This is a genomic window from Bacillus yunxiaonensis, from assembly GCF_037104695.1.
GTDB classification, from domain to species: Bacteria; Bacillota; Bacilli; order Bacillales; family Bacillaceae_G; genus Bacillus_A; species Bacillus_A yunxiaonensis.
Map to the genome: position 1 here is coordinate 316,609 of NZ_JBAWSV010000002.1, position 18,610 is coordinate 335,218.

The window sequence follows — 18,610 nt, forward strand, 5'->3', positions numbered from 1 at the left end:
CATTTATGTAAATTATTGATTTACTTTTACCATTGATGGTCGAATCACACGATCTTTCAGCTTATAGCCTTTTTGGAATTCTTCCACAACCGCGTTTGATTCAAACTCGCTGTCTTCTACTTGCATAACAGCTTGATGTTCATGTGGATCAAACTGCTTTCCAACAGTTTCAATCGCTTCTACGCCTTCTTTTTTCAGTGCTTCTAACAATTGACGATATACCATTTCCATCCCTTGTAATAAGGACTTCATTTGCTCATCATTTGCTTCCACCTGCATTGCTCTTTCAAAGTTATCAAGAGCTGGCAAAATATCTGATACAAGGCTTTGTGATCTATACTTTTCAGCCGCTTGCTTATCTAATTGAACGCGGCGCTTATAGTTTTCAAAATCAGCTTGTAGACGAAGCGCGCGACCTTCCGTTTCCGACAATTTCGCTTGTAATTCATCTACTTTTTCTTGTAAAAGAGCAGCTTCGCTTTTTTCTTCTACTACAGTTTCTTCGCTATTTTCTGGTGCCACAGCTTCTTCTGTTTGTGCTTCTTTTACTTCTTCTACCACTTGTTCATTACGCTCTTCCACAACTTTCACCTCCTTAAAAAGGCCGGGCCAACACAACTCAGCACTAACCCAGCTGTCTAATTTGTATCCAACTACTCATCAGCAGCGGGGATATCCCCGCCACAAATGGAAGTTTTTTATTATTTCGGTTTATATAAACCGTTTAGTCCATCTGTAAATTGCTTTGTAAACAATTGCAACAAACTAATGACACGAGAATATTGCATTCTCGTCGGTCCTAAAATCGCAATTGTTCCAAGCTGCTCATCCCCAATCGAGTATGTCGCAGAAATTAAACTACAATCTTCCATGGCAGCAGAAGAATTTTCACGTCCAATCTTCACTTGAATACCAATTTGTTTGCTCTGCAAGATGTCATAAAACGCATCTTCGTTTTCAATCATAGTGAATAATGATCGAACCTTCTGAATGTCATGGAATTCTGGCTGAGCAAGCATATTTGCTTTTCCACCAAAATATATTTTTTCGGATAACGGAAATTGAAATGTACCGTCTAACATTTTCATGACACTATCATAATTATGAACGTACTGACGCAAAACCATTACAATTTCTTTAAAGATTTTATTATGAAGCTCTGACATCGGTACACCTGATAACTTGTCATTCAAAATGTTAACCATCTTTTCTAAATCTAATAAATCAACAGATTCCGGAACAGTGATGGTTTTACTTTGCACATGTCCTGTGTCAGTTACAATAATTGCGACCGCTGTTTTATAATCAAGCGGAAGTATTTGTACATTTTTCAGCTTATTCGCACTCACTTTTGGCCCAAGAACAATCGCCGTATAATTCGTGAGTTCTGATAAAATTTGTGCGGATTGCTGTGCCAGCTTTTCCGCTTCAAAAACTCTTTCAGCAAACAAGTCTTTAATTTGCACAATATCTTCACTTGGCAAAAGCTGCGGTGAAAGAAGATGATCTACATAAAAGCGATACCCTTTTTCAGAAGGAACGCGCCCTGAAGAACTATGTGTCTTTTCAATAAACCCAAGCTCCTCCAAATCAGCCATTTCATTTCGAATTGTCGCTGAACTAAATGTAATTTCTTCTTTTTTAGATAAAGTTCTTGATCCAACAGGTTGTGCAGATCCAATAAAATCATCAATTATTGTCTGTAAAATTAAGAGCTGACGTTCCGTAAGCATTTCATCATCACCTCTGTTAGCACTCTTCTGTTTCGAGTGCTAAATCTATTACTAACTTACCAAAATTGATATTGAATTGTCAACGGAAACGTGATGAGATAGTGAAACTTTTAGCAGCATGATTTTCCGCCGCTAATTAGTCCCCCCAATCGGGCTCTTACAGACGGTCCCCCTCATCTTGATTCACCTCTACGTACCGTCTAGCGGGATACAGCGAAACTTTATATGAAATTAATCCACCAAGAATGATTGAAATACTTCATTTCCTAATAGCTTCCCTTTTCTTGTTAAACAAATATGGGTATTCATTTCTTGAAGCAATTCATGTTCTTTATTATGAAGTAACTGCTTCGCAAAGATTTCGCTCATTTCTACACCGAATTTTTTTCTAAATTCTACTTTTGAAACACCTGCTGTTTTTCGCAGCCCTAAAAATAACTCTTCCTCCATTTTTTCTTGCCTTGTCACTTTATGAACATCTAAATACGGAAAACCTATCTCATCAATTTTAGTGAAATATTGTTTTAATGGACCCACATTTTGAATTCGTTCGCCGTTTACGTAACTATGAGCCCCAGCTCCAAAACCATAATATTCTTCATTATTCCAGTATGTTAGATTATGTTTACTTTCATAGCCTTCTTTCGAAAAATTACTAATTTCATACTGTTTATAACCATGCTTCTCCATCTCATCCATCACAATTTCATACATTCTTGCTTCATGATCTTCTCCTGGAAGTCTCAGTTTTCCTTTATTCATTAAATTATAAAAAACCGTTTTCGGCTCGACAATTAAAGAATACGCTGAGAAATGTTGAACCCCAAGTGTAAAAGCAATATCTAGCGTTTCTCTTACATCCTCTATCGTTTGCGTCGGCAATGCATAAATTAAATCAACATTAATATTTGTAAAACCAACTTCCTGCGCCTCACGAATCGCTACAAATGCATCTTCTCTCGTATGTTTGCGCCCAATTTTTTGCAATAATTCGTCTCGAAATGTTTGAACACCAAAACTAATCCGGTTTACACCACCTTCTAGTAGAAGATTCAATTTTTCTTTAGGTAAATCGCCTGGATTAGCTTCAAAAGTTAGTTCACAATTTGGTGCAAACGGACGCAAACGACGATTAATAATATCTAGCAAATGCTCTGTCTGTTCCATATTTAGCGCTGTTGGTGTTCCCCCACCAACAAAAATCGTTTTCATTTGTTCAAAAGGCGTTTTTTTGATTGTATTCACAATTTCTTTCTCTAAATATTGCAAGTATTGTTCAACTGGCTGACGCTCAATAAATACTTTATTAAAATCACAATAGTGACAAATATGCTGACAAAACGGAATATGAATATATGCAGCTTGTATCAAATTCTGTTCCTACCTTTCTAAAAAGAACCCCCCCGCACTTCGGAGGTTTATTTACTTCTGTGACCCTATACGAATTTGGTCCATTCGCATTTTCCCCCAATCATACATCATTTCAACGATTGGTAAAAGCGTCATACCGAGTTCCGTCATAAAGTATTCTACACGCGGAGGTACCTCTGGATATACAGTTCGATTAATGATTCCATCTTCAATCAATTCTTTTAATTGATTAGACAAGACCTTATGAGAAATATTAGGAAATAGACGCTGAAGTTCACTGAAACGATACGGACCTTCCACACCTAAATGCCATAAAATCACAACCTTCCACTTTCCACTAATGATAGAAAGTGTTAGTTCCTTTTCGCAATTAAAATCGCCGTTTTGTATTTTCTCTTGAATTTCTTTTCGAATGTTCTCAGACACGACAATCTCCTAACTTTTAATCAAGAGGTACTGTTTGGTTACTCTTCACCAAATAGCACATCCTTTTCCAAACAATTTTTTCTTTTTACAATAAAAAGCATCACCACTATTGTAAAGGACAGATACAAAGATGTCTAAATATTAACCGAATCCTTAAAAACTACCATTTCTGATTTCTTAAAGAAAAAGAAGCCGTACAAACGGCTTCTTTTTGTTATTAGTTATCATCCATTTTCAATACAGCCATGAATGCTTCTTGCGGTACTTCTACAGAACCAACGGACTTCATACGCTTCTTACCTTCTTTTTGTTTTTCAAGAAGTTTACGTTTACGGGAAATGTCACCGCCGTAACATTTTGCTAATACGTTTTTACGCATCGCTTTAATTGTAGAACGCGCCACAACCTTATTTCCGATTGTCGCTTGAATTGGCACTTCAAACTGCTGTCTTGGAATTAACTCTTTTAACTTTTCTACAATTACTTTTCCACGGTCATATGCTGAGTCACGATGCACAATGAAAGATAGCGCATCGACTTGCTCACCATTCAATAAAATATCCATCTTCACAAGCTTAGACGGTTTATAACCAATTAGCTCGTAATCAAAGGATGCATATCCTTTCGTATTCGACTTTAATTGATCGAAGAAATCATATACGATTTCAGAAAGCGGAATTTCATATGTCAAAGTAACGCGCGTTTCATCTAAATATTGCATATCAATAAACGTACCACGTTTCCCTTGGCAAATTTCCATAACTGCCCCAACATAATCGTTTGGAACCATAATAGATGCTTTTACATACGGTTCTTCCACACGATCAAGAGATTGCGGATCCGGCATGTTAGATGGATTATCAACTGTCATGTCCTCACCGTTTGTTAAATATACTTTATAAATAACACTTGGTGCTGTTGTAATTAAATCAATTTTAAATTCACGTTCAATACGTTCTTGAATGATTTCCATATGAAGTAAGCCTAAGAAACCACAGCGGAAACCAAATCCAAGTGCTTGAGACGTTTCTGGTTCAAATTCAAGAGCAGAGTCATTTAATTCTAGCTTTTCTAATGCATCACGTAAATCATTATAACGCGCAGAATCAATTGGATATAAACCACAGAATACCATTGGATTTAATTTACGATACCCTGGTAAAGGTTCTGCCGCTGGACGTTTTGCATGTGTAATCGTATCACCTACACGCGTATCACCAACATTTTTAATTGATGCCGCTAAAAAGCCTACATCACCCACTGTTAATTCTTCACGCTGTGTTGTTTTCGGTGTGAACACACCTACTTCTGTTACTTCAAACTCTTTACCTGTTGCCATCATACGTACTTTATCGCCAACTTTTACTGTACCGTTTACAACACGGATATAAGCAATTACACCGCGGTACGGATCATATAAAGAGTCGAAAATCATACATTGTAATGGTTCTTCCGAATCACCTGCTGGAGCTGGCACTTTTTCAACGATTTGTTCTAAAATCTCTTCAATACCAATCCCCGCTTTTGCAGAAGCAAGCACAGCTTCTGATGCGTCTAAGCCAATTACATCTTCTACCTCTTGACGAACGCGCTCTGGATCAGCGCTCGGCAAGTCAATTTTATTAATAACCGGCAAAATTTCTAAATTATTATCTAGTGCTAAATATACGTTTGCTAATGTTTGCGCCTCAATCCCTTGCGCTGCGTCAACAACAAGTATCGCACCTTCACAAGCCGCCAAACTACGAGATACTTCATACGTAAAATCGACATGCCCTGGTGTATCAATTAAGTGGAGAATATATTCTTCTCCATCTTTCGCTTTATACGTTAATTGTACTGCATTTAATTTAATTGTAATTCCGCGCTCACGCTCTAAATCCATAGAGTCAAGTAACTGTGCTTTCATTTCGCGTTGTGTTAACGCATTTGTTTTCTCTAAAATGCGGTCTGCCAACGTTGACTTTCCGTGGTCAATGTGAGCAATAATGGAAAAGTTACGAATTTTAGACTGCCTTTTTGCTCTTTCTTCTTTATTCATCTATTTTCTCACTCCTACTAATCTCGCCAATATACACTAGCACTGATTATATCAATACAAGGGAAAAGATTCAATGAAAACTGGTGCAGCGTTATAAGCAAGTGCTCTTACTTTTATCATATGCAATCCGTAAACAATAGACAAACCTTTTCTATCATGAAGAAAAGCTACCCTACTCTTAAGTAAGATAGCCGCTTCTTTACGTTCCAAATTAACGAAATATACGTTTCATTTTATCTACAACGGTATATGTTACGTTGCGAACTACATTTTGTACAAATAAAGTCAATCCTCTTCCCATGGTCTCTAGCATATTAAAACTTTTTAATCCCTCTAGCTGTTTTTGTTTTTCCTCAATGGAAAATGTTTCTCCAAGAATTGTTCTTCCTACATCCCCGTGGTCTGTTCCTGTTATATGAGCAATTTGCTCATATGTTGGATTATTATAACCTTTCATCTGTTTTAACCCGCTATTAGCAACTTGCATACCCGCTAACGTTATAAGAAATAAACTGATAACGAGAAGAATACATTTGCGTGTAAACTGCCCCAATTCTTATTTCTCCTTTTACAATCAATGCGTATATGCCCCTGTATTATCCTGATCAATTTGATGATGAAGCGCTGCATTCAAACCACTGGCAATGAGATTGGCCATATCCTCAATAAACGCATCAACTTCTTTTGGTGTGACCATTAAATTATGTCCGAGCGGCGCTAACACTTCATAAATTAACTTTCTCTTCTCTTCTTCCTCGAGCGTACCAACAGCTCCTAAAAACATATTGCGGCTCTTTTCGTCCGGCATATCTTCTTCTGTCAATTTTTTCTTCTCACCAAATGTAAAGCCGGCCGGAAGTAAAGAACGGGCTGGCTTTCCGCCCTCTCGCATCTCACGCCCAAAATGTTTTAAAATGAAATCAATTGTATCACTTGTAATTGAGACCGCATCTACAACAGTTGGAACACCAATTGCAATAACTGGTATACCGAGCGTATCTTTACTTAACTCTTTTCGTTTATTCCCAACACCAGAACCAGGATGAATACCAGTATCCGAAATTTGGATGGTACTATTTACTCGTTCAATAGACCGGGCAGCAAGCGCATCAATTGCAATCACAAAGTCTGGCTTTGTTTTTTCAATGACTCCATAAATCATATCGCTCGTTTCAATACCTGTAATGCCCATAACTCCCGGTCTAATCGCACTGACGGAACGAAAACCTTCCTCAACACTTTCCGGCTGCAACTTAAATAAATGACGTGTGACAAGTACATTCTCCACAACAATTGGACCTAATGCATCCGGCGTTACATTCCAGTTACCAAGACCAACGATTAAGCAGCTCGCTTCCTTATCTATCCCAATTTCCTCCATGAAGTAGGAGAATTCTTTCGCAAAAATATTCTCTACTTTTTGTTGTAACTCTGTGTCTTGCTGACGAATCCCTTGCACTTCTAAAGTTAAATAATTTCCTGGTTTCTTTCCCATCGCCGGAGCAGCACTTTCATCAATTGTCACCTTCGTAATTGTAATACCATCTTCTTCGCGCTCTTTTACAATTACACCTTGAATAGCAGTTTTTTCTTCTTGCTGCTCTTGCAGCATTTGATGGGCTTCTAATGCAAGATCTGTTCTTATCGCATATTTACTTAAATCAAGCGGTTCACGCATACTATCTCCTCCACTACTTATAATAAATATTCATTAGAATTCCCCAAATTTTTTTAGCCATTCTTTTCCTATATTGAAATTTCATCGATCTCACTATTGCAATTCTCTTCTCCGTTTGATAGAATATCACTTGTTCTATGTAAGTATCGAGTCACTCGATCGCACCAGGGAGGTGAAATATATGGCAAACATTAAATCTGCTATCAAACGCGCTAAACTTAGCGAAGAGCGTCGTGCACATAACGCTTCTATCAAATCTGACATGCGTACAGCTGTTAAAACTGTAGAGGCTTTAGTTAACAATAACGATCTTGAAACAGCAAAAGAAGCATACAAAGTAGCTTCTAAAAAACTTGACAAAGCAGCTCGTAAAGGTCTTATCCACCAAAACGCTGCATCTCGTCAAAAATCTCGCTTAGCGAAACAAGTAAACGCGTAAGCGTTTAAAAAAACGATCCATCTGGGTCGTTTTTTATTTTCCTAAAAAAATGTTCATGTAGTTGTCTACATGAACATTTTTCCACTATCCAATATGATTTAAACGCATTAGAAAAAATTCTAGCACAAGTCGTTTATCCATTCTTCCTGTTTTCATATTATAATCTGCTTCAGCAAGTTCATGAATCACTCGCTTTAACGCTTCAAATGAGAAGAAATTTGTTTGATTCATTGCCAATTTCACGCGATACGGATGCACACCGATATGCGATGCAATTTGATTTTGCCCATAACCGCGCTGCTGAAGTTCTTTTACTTGATATAATAAACGAAACTGACCTACAAGAAGCGCAAGTAATTTAATTGGCTCTTCTTGCTGTGTAAATAATCCTTCTAAAATGCGCATTGCACCTGCAATATCTTTTTTTATCACCTTTTCTGTTAAGGCGAACACATTTTGTTCAGCAGACTTTGGAACAAGTTCTGCTACAAGACCTGTAGTAATCTCACCGCCTAGTCCGACATATAATGTGAGCTTATCCATTTCTTGCGCAAGCATCGTCACATTGCTTCCAACAAGCTCTAATAGCAAACTAGCTGCCCCATCCTCTATATGAATATGCATTTCTTCTGCACGGCTTACGATCCATTTACGCACATCTTGTACTTGCATTGCATTTGCTTCTACCACATCTGCTGTTTTCTTCAAGAGCTTTGTAATTTTTTTACGCTCGTCCAATTTTTCAAACGGGGCAATAAATACGAGAATAGAAAATGATGAAGGTTCAGCAATATATTCTTCTAACACTTTTACGTTTTGCTCAATTTTTGCTTTTTGAGATGTTAAAAATAACGGTGATTTCACAACGATGATTTTACGTTCTCCAAAAAAAGGAAGTGTCTTTGCATCCTCAACTACTTCTTCTATATACGCTTCTTCTAAGTCATACGTAACAATGTTGAACTCACGATCTTCTTCAGCTAATGCTTCTGATGTCAAAAGCTGAAGCGTTTCATTTATAAAATATGCCTCTGTTCCATATAACAAATATAACGTGGAAAATTGCTTTTTCTTTATTTTTTTATGTATATCACTCATGTAACTTCCTACTCCCTAACACTTTATATACTTATAGTAATGTGGCAGCCACCGTTTTACAAGTGCAAAGGAACAGGCAACTACCCGTTCCTTGATCTATATAAAACGTTACAAAATAAACCCCGGGAATTTTATTTTGTAACGGTAATTACCTTGGTCTTATTGTTTGCACTTGCCTTACCAACTATGAATGACAACTGTTAGCACACTTGGAAAAGCATTGATAATGTGAAACTTCCATCAGCGGAGGCGACTTTCCACTAATGGAAATCTCGCCCAATTGGACTTTTACGGGCAATATTCCCAACTCCCTCAGAATTTTGAGTTTGGAATACTGCCCACGAATAACAGGATAAATTGTAGATTTTTTTCTGACAATATTTTATACTAAAATGGAATGTTGGGAGGGATTCAAAGATGAATGAATTTGAAAAAAACGTTCAAAGTAAGCGTAATGACGCTACCGATTCAGGAGTAGGCTTTATAGTTTCATTTGGATTTTTTACCACATTATTTATCATCGCAACAGTCATTAAATTTATCGGTTCTTAAAGACTGCATGTGGCAGTCTTCTTTTTTTCTGTGTTTCATCATATGTTAACTTACTGCGAAACGTTCCCGTCTCCCCTTGAAAAACATAAGAAATTGCTCCTTGTTCATCCGTTCTCCACATTTTAATACCGCGTTCTTTTAAACGCTCTAACACTTCACTATGCGGATGCCCATAATGATTGTTCTCTCCAACAGAAATAACGGCTGTTTTCGGCTGTACAATATCCAAAAACTGTTGTGAAGATGACGTTTTACTACCATGATGTCCAACTTTTAAAACGTCTGCATGCAGCTCTGGATACCATTGTATGAGACGCCTCTCACCTATTTCTTCTAAATCACCTGTGAATAACCATGTTAGTCCCCCTATTTTCGTCCAAATCACAATAGATTGATCATTATCTGCCTTTTCTTCTCCTCCTGGGGATAATACCGAAAACACCACCTCACCAGCCGCCCAGCTGTCTCCTTTTTCTACAACTCGAACGGGCACATTCTTTTGCACAGCAAGCTGCTTTATTTGTTGTTCAGGTAAGGAGAATTTTTTCTTCTTCCCTAAAACAACCTCTTTCACGGCAATGGATTGCATTACTTCTTTAGCTGCTCCCATGTGATCCATATCTCCATGTGTCACAATTAATTTATCAATCACTCGCACACCCTCTTTTTGTAAAAATGGAATGAGGATGTCATGTCCAACAGAAAATTCATGTTTTTTCCGCTGCCATTCTTTCTTCTTTACTGGAAGTGTCCCACCCGTATCAATTACATACGTTCCTTGATTGTATGGGAGACGAATCAAAATAGCATCTCCTTGTCCAACGTCAATATAAGTAATACTTCCGTTTGCATTTACATATGGAAATGCATAATGACATATACTAAGCAGAAAAAAGCTCGATAGAAACAACATGCGATATTTTCTCCAAATAAGCCCCTCCCATGATAAAAGGACGCTTACAATACTCATGCAATATAGCGCAACGATAAATGGCGGTGTTTGTCCAAAGGTAAGACGTACAAACGGTAAAGCTTCGCATATTTGAAGCATCGTATTCGAAACATGTATACATAGAGACAATATGTGAGCTAACCACTGTGACACAATTGGGAGAAATATCATACATATAAGAAGCACAATGCACATAGGCAAAACAAATAAAGATAAAAACGGGACATATAGCATATTTAGAAGAATACTGTAAGGAGAAAAATAGCCGAAGTGATAAAGTAAAATAGGTGTACTCGTTAACTGAGAAATAACTGAAAGATATATAGAATTTTTCACTATACCATGTTCACTAGCTAGAAGCTGCGACGAAGATAACAAAAGAGAAAAACTTCCTACGAATGAAAACTGAAATCCAATGTCAAATAGTACATACGGATCATAAAAAAGCATGATTATCAACGTCATACTTAAAGCATCCATCCCTGAGACTCGGATTGCTTGCGTGAGCGCTCCTAGCACAATAACAGCTGCTATAGATGCTCGCACAACCGATGGCGAGGCCCCTGCACAAAACATATATAGTGGAATACACACGAGTAGGAGCATCGTCGTACTTTCACGTGTCATCCCAGTTCGAAGTAATACGAAATAACATATCGCAGTTAACAGAACAATATGCGATCCTGATATTGCCAACAAATGCACAAGTCCAAACTGTTGATACTGTTCCTCTACCTCAAACGTCATATATTGGCGATCACCAAACAATAAAGCATTCATAAAGGCCGCTGACTGTCCGGAAAAAGTCTCTCCTATATAAGAAACAGCTGCTTGTCGCATCGAAAATAACCAATGAACAAACGAAATATCTTTTTGTACACAATTCGAGATTGATTCTGCCTCAAAAAGAGCATGAATATGCTGTTTATATAAATAATCCTTATAATTAAACGCATAAAAATTTCGAGGAAGGGGCGGCTCTTTCAAAGTACCAGTAAACGTACACACCATACCAGGGTGCAATTGCTTCAATTCTTCTTTTAATTTACGAGACGGAATTTTGTAAAACAACTGAACTGTTTCATTACTTTCCATTCCTAACTGAAAAGAAAGGCGATCTCCATTTATAAGCGGGGTACTTTGAATTGTACCTGTTATGTCTGTCTCACGAAAAGAGAGCATAGAATCATTTTGTTTGTCTACGTAGATTGCATATACATACGTAAGACCAAATACGAGGACAATCAAGGAGAATATTGGAAGAGAGGTACGAGGAAAACAAACGAAACAATAGCAAACGAATATAAAAAAAGGAACGATAGAAAAAGAGGAGTAAGCCGTTGCAATCCCAAAGATAACTGAGATTGCAACGTAGCTCCATTGCCCACGCAACACGTACTCACCTCACGGTTTATACCATATTTTTTGCCTGCAATAATACTTGTTGCAACTGTTCCAACGTCATTTCATCTGTTTCTAACGAAGACAAAAGCTGTTTTAGCTCCTGCATTTTCTGTTGTTCTTCTAATGTTGTTACGTCAAATGCAAGAGGAACATGTTTTACTCTTACATTTGCTTGCTCAAATAACTCAAGTGCATACGGATGATTTTTATAATCTTGCGCATAATACACTGCTGTAATACCACTTTGAATAATTGCTTTACAGCAATGTAAACACGGAAAATGCGTAACATAAATTTCCGCTCCATCTGTTTTCGCACCAAATTTCGCACATTGCAGTAGTGCATTCATTTCCGCATGAATTGTGCGTACACAATGATTATCAATCACATAACACCCTTCATCTATACAATGCACACCGCCGGCAATCGATCCATTATAACCACCAGCAATAATGCGTTTATCCCGTACAATTGTCGCTCCAACCGCAAGCCTTGTACACGTACTGCGCAGTGATAACAAATGACTTTGTGTCATAAAATATTGATCCCAAGAAACTCGTTCCATTATCTTCACCTACTTTTTAATCTTCTTACTAGTGTAGCGAAAGAAGAAAAAAGTCGTCAATCATTTATGGAACAATTATTTCATCTTTTATTTTTTCTAGCGACTTTTCTCCAATCCCATCAACCTCTAATAAATCTTCTACTTTTTGAAACGGTCCGTGCTGCTCGCGATATTTCATAATATTTTCTGCTTTTCTAGGACCAATGCCGGATATTTTTTCAAGTTGTTCCTTTGTTGCTGTATTAATTTGTATTTTTCCTTCTTGCAAGGACGAGCCATTCACAGAAACCGTTTGTTCTCCTTTTTTTGGCACATAAATCATCATTTGATCTTGTACAATCTGCGCCAAGTTTACCTTCGTCACATCTGCTTCTGGTAAAAATCCCCCTGCTTTTTCAATAGCATCTTTCACCCGCGCTCCGCTTTGTAATTCATACACCCCTTCATGATGTACAGCTCCTTTAACATCAACTATAGTCGTTTTCGATTGCGGTTTAGAATCTATTACTTTTGTTTTCTCTTTCCTTTCTTCCATCTTAGAATTCGCTTCAACTTTCACTGCAGGCTGCTCTTGCCCATTTTTTGTTTGCCATACAAATAAAATACCGACAACACCAATTGCCGCAAATAAAACGAGCCACTTTCTCGGCAAATTCATCATCATTTTGCACCTCTAATTCATAAATTCAAAATAAACTTCATATTGTTTAGGAGAAAGATGTTACGAAGGAGGGGATGAAACATTGAACATAGGAATAATAGGAACAGGGAATATGGGGAATATACTCATTGATGCATGCATCGAAGCCCGGGCTGTCAAACCTTCGTGTCTTACTATTATTAATCGTACTTTCGCAAAAGCATATCATATAAAAGAGAAGTATCCTTCTATTCATATAGCAAAAACAATTCAAGAAGTAATTGAACGCTCTGAGCTGATTTTTATTTGCGTAAAACCATTAGATATATATCCTATTTTGACAAATCATGCTCCTATTCTTACAAATGACAAATGCCTAGTTTCGATTACAAGCCCCATATCTACCGTACAATTAGAAACGATCGTATCTTGCCATGTTGCTCGTATTATCCCGAGTATTACAAATCGCGCATTAGCTGGTGTCACCCTATGTACATTCGGAAAAAACTGCTCACAAGAATGGCAAACGCGTGTATTGAACTTATTTCAAAAAATATCTAAACCTATTACTATTGAAGAAAATATCACAAGAGTGGCATCCGATATCGTAAGCTGCGGCCCTGCATTTTTCAGCTATTTGTTACAGCGCTTTATTGATGCTTCTGTAGAAGAAACAAACATTACACGTGAAGAAGCTACTATTTTAACGAGCGAAATGATTATCGGTATGGGAAAACTGTTAGAAAAACAAATTTTCACCTTGCCGACTTTGCAGGAGAAAGTGTGTGTAAAAGGCGGTATAACCGGGGAAGGGATTCGCGTTTTAGAAGAACATGTTGGAGATATGTTTAACAAGGTGTTAAAACGAACACACGAGAAGTACCAAGAGGATGTAAAACATGTAGAACAACAATTTAAAAAGCATTAATATATCTCTTACGACAAAAACTACTATATTCCTTCATAAATGCTTTATTTTTTTGCTGCCTACCTTTATCCCGCTATTCGCGGGCAGTAAGACCCCCGAAAATCGAAGAAGATAGGTGGGGGATAAAGCCCCCCACTGATGGAAGTTTCACTTTATAAGTAAAAAAGCAACCATTCATACGGTTGCTTTTTTACTATGCATTCTTTTTAGCGACAAAGAAAATACGCTCTGTTTGTTCTGTTACTTCAGTTCTTTCGAAATCTCCCGTTACGCGAAGAACGGTAAAACCAGCTTCTTCAAGCCATTTCGTCAGTTCTTCAACAGAATATGTACGCTGCATATGCAACTCATCAAATCGATGATACACATCCTCTTCTTCATCTCGTACAAAAAATGTTAAATCATGCTCGACACTGTTTGTTTCTTCACCTGGGAAGCAGTTCCATATGAGAGAAATTTCTTCTTCATTGACTGTATACGTTTCATTTTGAAATACGTGATGAATTTTATAAAGAGAGTGAACATCAAATAAAAATAAACCATCTTGATGCAAATGATGATAAACACGTCGAAATGTTTCTTGAACGCCTTCTTCTTGCAACACATAATTTAACGAATCACAAAAAATCGTGACGCAGTCAAACTCACCTGGAACATCCAACTCGCGCATATCTTGTTGATAAAAAGGAATAAAATGACCTTCTTCACATAACTTTTGCTGAGCGATTGTTAACATTTCTTCCGATAAGTCTACTCCCGTTACATCATATCCTTTTTTCACAAGAGGCAATGTGACATTGCCCGTTCCGCAAGCCACATCCAGAATTTTCGCATCTGTTTTACCAATTTGCTCTAAGCTTTGTTCCGTAAATTCTACCCATTTTTCATATGGGACATCATTCATTAGCTCATCATACAATAATGCAAATTGTTCGTATCTCATTGACCTAGCTCTTCTGCAATATCTTCACGCGGTACATCGCCCCAAAGACGTTCTAAGTTATAGTAATCACGCTCATCTTTATGGAATACGTGTACAACAACATCCCCAAGGTCAACTAACACCCAACGCGCTTCTTCAAAACCTTCCATGCGCTTTACATCAATTTGCACTTCATGTGCCTGTTCTTTAATCTCGCGAGCGATTGCTTGCACTTGTTTATCAGAGTTACCATGGCAAATCACAAAATAATCCGCAAGCGGTGAAATCCCTTGCATATTTAAAACAACAATATCTTCTGCTCTTTTATCGTCAGCTGCTCGTGCTGCCAATACTAATAATTCTCTATCTTTCATTTCGTAAAGTCCTCCTTAATGACTGCATTATACGTTTGGAATGTTAATGGATAGATCGTTTGGTTCTTTTCCATTAAAAATTGTATTGTATGCTTTAAAGCATATAATAACGCTTGATTAATATCTTCTCGCGCCAGCTTTCTCGCTTCTTCAACGCCAGGAAACTTACGGCCAGGTTCAATATAATCCGCCACATAAATCACTTTATCAAGCATCGTCATTTGTTCATGTCCACTCGTATGATACGTAATAGCTTGTAATATGTCAGTATCTGTAATACCGACTTCTTTTTCTACTAAATATGCCCCAACTGGTGCATGCCATAATTCTTTATTATAATGCAACAAATCCTGTGGTAAATTTTCTCGCTTAATAATTTCTTCCATTTCTAAAATCGGTCTACACTTTGCATAATCATGAAAAATCGCTGCCATCTCGGCCTTTTTCTCGTCAACACCATATTGCTTTGCGAGTTCGATAGCCGTTTCCATAACACCAATTGTATGAATATAACGCTTTTCATGCATTTGTTGTTTCACAATTTCAAGTGCTCGTTTACGATCCATATAGCCCATTCCTCTCAATGTATTCCTGTACTCCTTTAGGAAGCAAATATTTGCATGTCTTCTTCTTTGTAAAACGTTCGCGCAGAAGCGACGAAGAGACAGCAAATTCCGGAATTTCTACCGTTACAATATCATAAGACGTAGAAAGTGTATAACCAGGACGAGCAACGCCGACAAACGTAACGAGCTTTAACAACTTATCGATGTTATACCATTTTGGCAAGTATTCGACCATATCTCCGCCAATAATAAAATAAAATTGAACGTCTGGATGCTCCTTTGTCAATTGTAACATAGTGTCATATGTGTAAGACGGACCTTCTCGTTCCAGTTCCGCTAAACAAATAGAGAAATGCATGTCTTGTTCGATTGCTAAATGAATCATTTCTAAACGATTACGTACACTTGTGACTTCCTTATCTCGTTTGTGAGGGGGGATTTGATTTGGCAGAAACCAAACCTCATCAAGTTGCAATGCATCATACACTTCATTTGCAATTAACAAATGTCCATTATGAGGCGGGTCAAATGTCCCGCCAATAATCCCGATTCTCTTCAAAGAAAACGCCCCTTTACCTTGTCCTTATAGGTGATAGTTCCCCTTCATGAAAAAGTGAGGCACCTATACGAACTCGATTGGTTCAACTAACTTTTAGAAATCGTTACTTTGTTTTTGGTAACACAATACGTTTATTTTCTTTTGATTCTTTATATAAGACGATTGTGCTTCCGATTACCTGTACAAGTTCAGCTTTTGCACCTTTCGCAAGCTCTTCTGCTACTTCATGGCGATCAAATTCACAGTTTTGTAGTACGCTAATTTTCATTAGCTCACGCACTTCTAACGCTTCTGCAATTTGCTTTACCATATTTTCATTTACTCCACCTTTACCAACCTGAAAAATTGGTGTTAAGTGATGTGCCTCAGCACGTAAAAATCGTTTTTGTTTTCCTGTTAACATGTATTTAGCCTCCAAGCTTTTTCATTACTATTTGTTTCATTCGTTCTATATTCGGCAAACGTCCCGTCCAAATTTCAAATGCAAGTGCGCCTTGAAATACAAACATATCAATGCCATTTTGTACAATCGCTCCATGCGCCTTCGCATCTTGCAATAACTTCGTTTCAAACGGATTATAAATAATATCAGACACAATGCTTCCTTTTTTCAAATCTCGAATGCGTAGCGGTGTATCTTCTACATGCGGGTGCATACCTACTGTCGTTGTATGGATAATGATATCGTACAGTGCTTGTTTGTCTATTGCTTCTTCTATTGAAAGCGCTAAGGACACGACTTCACTTTCACAGCCAGCAATAAGCTGCTCTGCTTTTTCTACTGTTCGATTCGCAATGTCAATCTCTTTCACACCAGCATCTGCAAGTGAATAATAAATCGCACGACACGCCCCGCCAGCGCCGAGCAGTAAAATACGTTTGTTCGTTAATGGCTCTTTACTAATAGATTGCAATGAACGAACATATCCAATTCCATCTGTATTATACCCAATTAGTTTTCCTTCTTTATGAAGCACTGTATTTACTGCACCGATTTTCTCTGCCAACGGATCAATTTCGTCTAAATGCTGCATAATAGAAACTTTGTGCGGAGTTGTCACATTAAACCCAACAACCCCAAGTGCCTTTAATCCAGTCACCGCTTCACCTAATTCGCTCTCTTGAACAAGAAAAGCATGATAATGTGCATCGATCTCTAAATGTGTAAATGCATCATTATGCATGAGCGGTGATAAGGAATGTCCAATTGGATTCCCAATTACGCCATATAATTGTTTCACAAGTCCTCACCACTTTAGATTAAAGATTTACGTAATGAAACACTAACTCCTTTTGGTACATGCGCTGCAATTTTTGCGCCAGCTTCATTCACTGTTACCCATCCTAAACCCGAAAATACAACATCGGTTTTCGGTTCGTGAATTGTAAACTCATATTTTACAAGCTCTGGCATGTTCTCAAGTTCTTCTGGTGTTGGTGGATTTAATAATTCTCCAGCATGCTTTTCATACAATGCATCTGCTTTTTCAAGCTTCGTACGATGAATTGTAAGACGATTGGATAAATGGCAAGTAAACGAACGACGACCGCCGCTTATATAATCAAATCGTGCTAATCCACCAAAGAATAACGTTTGTTCTTCATTGAGTTGAAATACCATCGGCTTAATTTCTTTTGTTGGAGTAATCATTTTTAAGCTTTGCTTTCCAACATAATGTGCCATTTGATGATGATTAATAATACCTGGTGTATCATATAAAGATGAATTTTCATCTAATGGAATATCGATTAAATCCAGCGTTGTCCCCGGGAAATGTGATGTCGTAATGACATTTTCTGTTTCCTCGCTAAACGTTTTAATAATACGGTTAATAAACGTTGATTTTCCAACGTTTGTACACCCAACAACATAAACATCTTTTCCATCACGGTATTGTTCAATTGCACTTGCAAGCTCTTCAATACCTTGACCTTTTGCAGCACTAATTAAGAAAACATCTTCCGGCTTTAAACCGAGTTGCTTCGCACTATAGCGCATCCAATGTGTTAGCTTTTCCGGTTTCACAGATTTTGGAATTAAATCCGCTTTATTGCCGACAAGAAGTACTTTATTATTTCCAACAAAACGGTGTAAACCAGGCAGCCAACTTCCATTAAAATCAAAAATATCAACAATCTTAACAACTAATGCATCAGATTGTCCAATTCCATTTAAAATGCGTAAAAAATCATCATCTGTTAACGACACATCTTGAATTTCATTGTAATGCTTTAAGCGAAAACAACGCTGACAAATGATATGTTCTTTCTCTAACGAAGAAGCTGGTGCATAACCAACTTCACTTTTATTTTCTGTTTGAATTGCAACACCGCATCCAATACATTTAAACGTCTCAGTCAA

At 37.5% G+C, this 18,610-nt stretch carries 21 protein-coding genes; 3 read left to right on the forward strand and 18 right to left on the reverse strand.

Annotated features, from left to right (window positions below; all coding sequences use genetic code 11):
• Positions 1 to 12: 12 nt before the first annotated feature.
• From grpE to gpr, 7 genes are all read right to left on the reverse strand, one after another.
• Positions 13 to 582 carry a nucleotide exchange factor GrpE gene (gene grpE / locus WAX78_RS07730; RefSeq protein ID WP_336481707.1) on the reverse strand — a complete coding sequence of 190 codons (570 nt, stop codon included), beginning with the start codon at positions 580 to 582 and terminating at the stop codon, positions 13 to 15.
• Between the two features lie 119 nt (positions 583 to 701).
• On the reverse strand, positions 702 to 1,733 hold the full coding sequence (gene hrcA / locus WAX78_RS07735; RefSeq protein WP_336481708.1) for a heat-inducible transcriptional repressor HrcA: 1,032 nt from the start codon (positions 1,731 to 1,733) through the stop codon (positions 702 to 704).
• Between the two features lie 231 nt (positions 1,734 to 1,964).
• Positions 1,965 to 3,104, reverse strand: a complete 1,140-nt coding sequence (hemW, locus tag WAX78_RS07740; RefSeq protein WP_336481709.1) for a radical SAM family heme chaperone HemW — start codon at positions 3,102 to 3,104, stop codon at positions 1,965 to 1,967.
• A 51-nt stretch (positions 3,105 to 3,155) separates the two neighbouring features.
• Positions 3,156 to 3,530, reverse strand: coding sequence for a winged helix-turn-helix transcriptional regulator (locus WAX78_RS07745; RefSeq protein ID WP_336481710.1), 375 nt, complete (start codon positions 3,528 to 3,530; stop codon positions 3,156 to 3,158).
• A 217-nt stretch (positions 3,531 to 3,747) separates the two neighbouring features.
• The gene (lepA, locus tag WAX78_RS07750; protein WP_336481711.1) at positions 3,748 to 5,571 is read right to left on the reverse strand and encodes an elongation factor 4; all 1,824 of its coding nucleotides are present in this window, start codon (positions 5,569 to 5,571) and stop codon (positions 3,748 to 3,750) included.
• A 211-nt stretch (positions 5,572 to 5,782) separates the two neighbouring features.
• Positions 5,783 to 6,124, reverse strand: coding sequence for a YqxA family protein (locus WAX78_RS07755; protein ID WP_336481712.1), 342 nt, complete (start codon positions 6,122 to 6,124; stop codon positions 5,783 to 5,785).
• 21 nt (positions 6,125 to 6,145) lie between these two features.
• Positions 6,146 to 7,249: a GPR endopeptidase gene (gene gpr, locus WAX78_RS07760; RefSeq protein WP_336481713.1), complete on the reverse strand. Its 1,104-nt coding sequence runs from the start codon at positions 7,247 to 7,249 to the stop codon at positions 6,146 to 6,148.
• A gap of 181 nt (positions 7,250 to 7,430) precedes the next feature.
• Between gpr and rpsT the strand changes: the two genes are divergently transcribed.
• On the forward strand, positions 7,431 to 7,688 hold the full coding sequence (gene rpsT, locus WAX78_RS07765; RefSeq protein WP_336481714.1) for a 30S ribosomal protein S20: 258 nt from the start codon (positions 7,431 to 7,433) through the stop codon (positions 7,686 to 7,688).
• An 84-nt stretch (positions 7,689 to 7,772) separates the two neighbouring features.
• On the opposite strand, the gene holA is transcribed toward rpsT, so the two are convergent.
• Positions 7,773 to 8,786 (reverse strand): DNA polymerase III subunit delta, encoded by a 1,014-nt coding sequence (gene holA, locus WAX78_RS07770; protein ID WP_336481715.1) that lies wholly within the window; start codon positions 8,784 to 8,786, stop codon positions 7,773 to 7,775.
• A gap of 417 nt (positions 8,787 to 9,203) precedes the next feature.
• Between holA and WAX78_RS07775 the strand changes: the two genes are divergently transcribed.
• Positions 9,204 to 9,338 (forward strand): YqzM family protein, encoded by a 135-nt coding sequence (locus WAX78_RS07775; RefSeq protein ID WP_098307876.1) that lies wholly within the window; start codon positions 9,204 to 9,206, stop codon positions 9,336 to 9,338.
• Here WAX78_RS07775 and WAX78_RS07780 read toward each other — a convergent pair.
• The 3 genes from WAX78_RS07780 to WAX78_RS07790 all read right to left on the reverse strand — a co-directional run bounded on the left by WAX78_RS07780 (position 9,325) and on the right by WAX78_RS07790 (position 12,923).
• Positions 9,325 to 11,682: a DNA internalization-related competence protein ComEC/Rec2 gene (locus WAX78_RS07780; protein WP_336481716.1), complete on the reverse strand. Its 2,358-nt coding sequence runs from the start codon at positions 11,680 to 11,682 to the stop codon at positions 9,325 to 9,327. The genes WAX78_RS07775 and WAX78_RS07780 overlap by 14 nt on opposite strands.
• Before the next feature lie 19 nt (positions 11,683 to 11,701).
• Complete coding sequence (locus WAX78_RS07785) at positions 11,702 to 12,259, reverse strand: ComE operon protein 2 (protein ID WP_336481717.1); 558 nt, start codon at positions 12,257 to 12,259, stop codon at positions 11,702 to 11,704.
• A gap of 64 nt (positions 12,260 to 12,323) precedes the next feature.
• Entirely contained in the window at positions 12,324 to 12,923 is a 600-nt protein-coding gene (locus WAX78_RS07790) for a helix-hairpin-helix domain-containing protein (protein WP_336481718.1), read from the reverse strand.
• A 79-nt stretch (positions 12,924 to 13,002) separates the two neighbouring features.
• Here WAX78_RS07790 and comER point away from each other — a divergent pair, with 79 nt between their 5' ends.
• On the forward strand, positions 13,003 to 13,827 hold the full coding sequence (gene comER, locus WAX78_RS07795; protein ID WP_336481719.1) for a late competence protein ComER: 825 nt from the start codon (positions 13,003 to 13,005) through the stop codon (positions 13,825 to 13,827).
• A 193-nt stretch (positions 13,828 to 14,020) separates the two neighbouring features.
• Here comER and WAX78_RS07800 read toward each other — a convergent pair whose 3' ends face one another.
• From WAX78_RS07800 to yqeH, 7 genes are all read right to left on the reverse strand, one after another.
• Complete coding sequence (locus WAX78_RS07800) at positions 14,021 to 14,770, reverse strand: class I SAM-dependent DNA methyltransferase (RefSeq protein ID WP_336481720.1); 750 nt, start codon at positions 14,768 to 14,770, stop codon at positions 14,021 to 14,023.
• The gene (rsfS, locus tag WAX78_RS07805) at positions 14,767 to 15,123 is read right to left on the reverse strand and encodes a ribosome silencing factor (RefSeq protein WP_336481721.1); all 357 of its coding nucleotides are present in this window, start codon (positions 15,121 to 15,123) and stop codon (positions 14,767 to 14,769) included. Before rsfS ends, WAX78_RS07800 begins: the two co-directional genes overlap by 4 nt.
• Complete coding sequence (gene yqeK / locus WAX78_RS07810) at positions 15,120 to 15,689, reverse strand: bis(5'-nucleosyl)-tetraphosphatase (symmetrical) YqeK (RefSeq protein WP_336481722.1); 570 nt, start codon at positions 15,687 to 15,689, stop codon at positions 15,120 to 15,122. Before yqeK ends, rsfS begins: the two co-directional genes overlap by 4 nt.
• A complete protein-coding gene (locus WAX78_RS07815) occupies positions 15,679 to 16,248 on the reverse strand; it encodes a nicotinate-nucleotide adenylyltransferase (RefSeq protein WP_336481723.1) in 570 nt (189 codons plus the stop codon). Before WAX78_RS07815 ends, yqeK begins: the two co-directional genes overlap by 11 nt.
• Positions 16,249 to 16,351: 103 nt before the next feature.
• Positions 16,352 to 16,651 (reverse strand): ribosome assembly RNA-binding protein YhbY, encoded by a 300-nt coding sequence (gene yhbY / locus WAX78_RS07820; RefSeq protein ID WP_336481724.1) that lies wholly within the window; start codon positions 16,649 to 16,651, stop codon positions 16,352 to 16,354.
• Between the two features lie 4 nt (positions 16,652 to 16,655).
• On the reverse strand, positions 16,656 to 17,489 hold the full coding sequence (gene aroE / locus WAX78_RS07825; RefSeq protein ID WP_336481725.1) for a shikimate dehydrogenase: 834 nt from the start codon (positions 17,487 to 17,489) through the stop codon (positions 16,656 to 16,658).
• Positions 17,490 to 17,503: 14 nt separating this feature from the next.
• Positions 17,504 to 18,610: a ribosome biogenesis GTPase YqeH gene (yqeH, locus tag WAX78_RS07830; RefSeq protein ID WP_336481726.1), complete on the reverse strand. Its 1,107-nt coding sequence runs from the start codon at positions 18,608 to 18,610 to the stop codon at positions 17,504 to 17,506.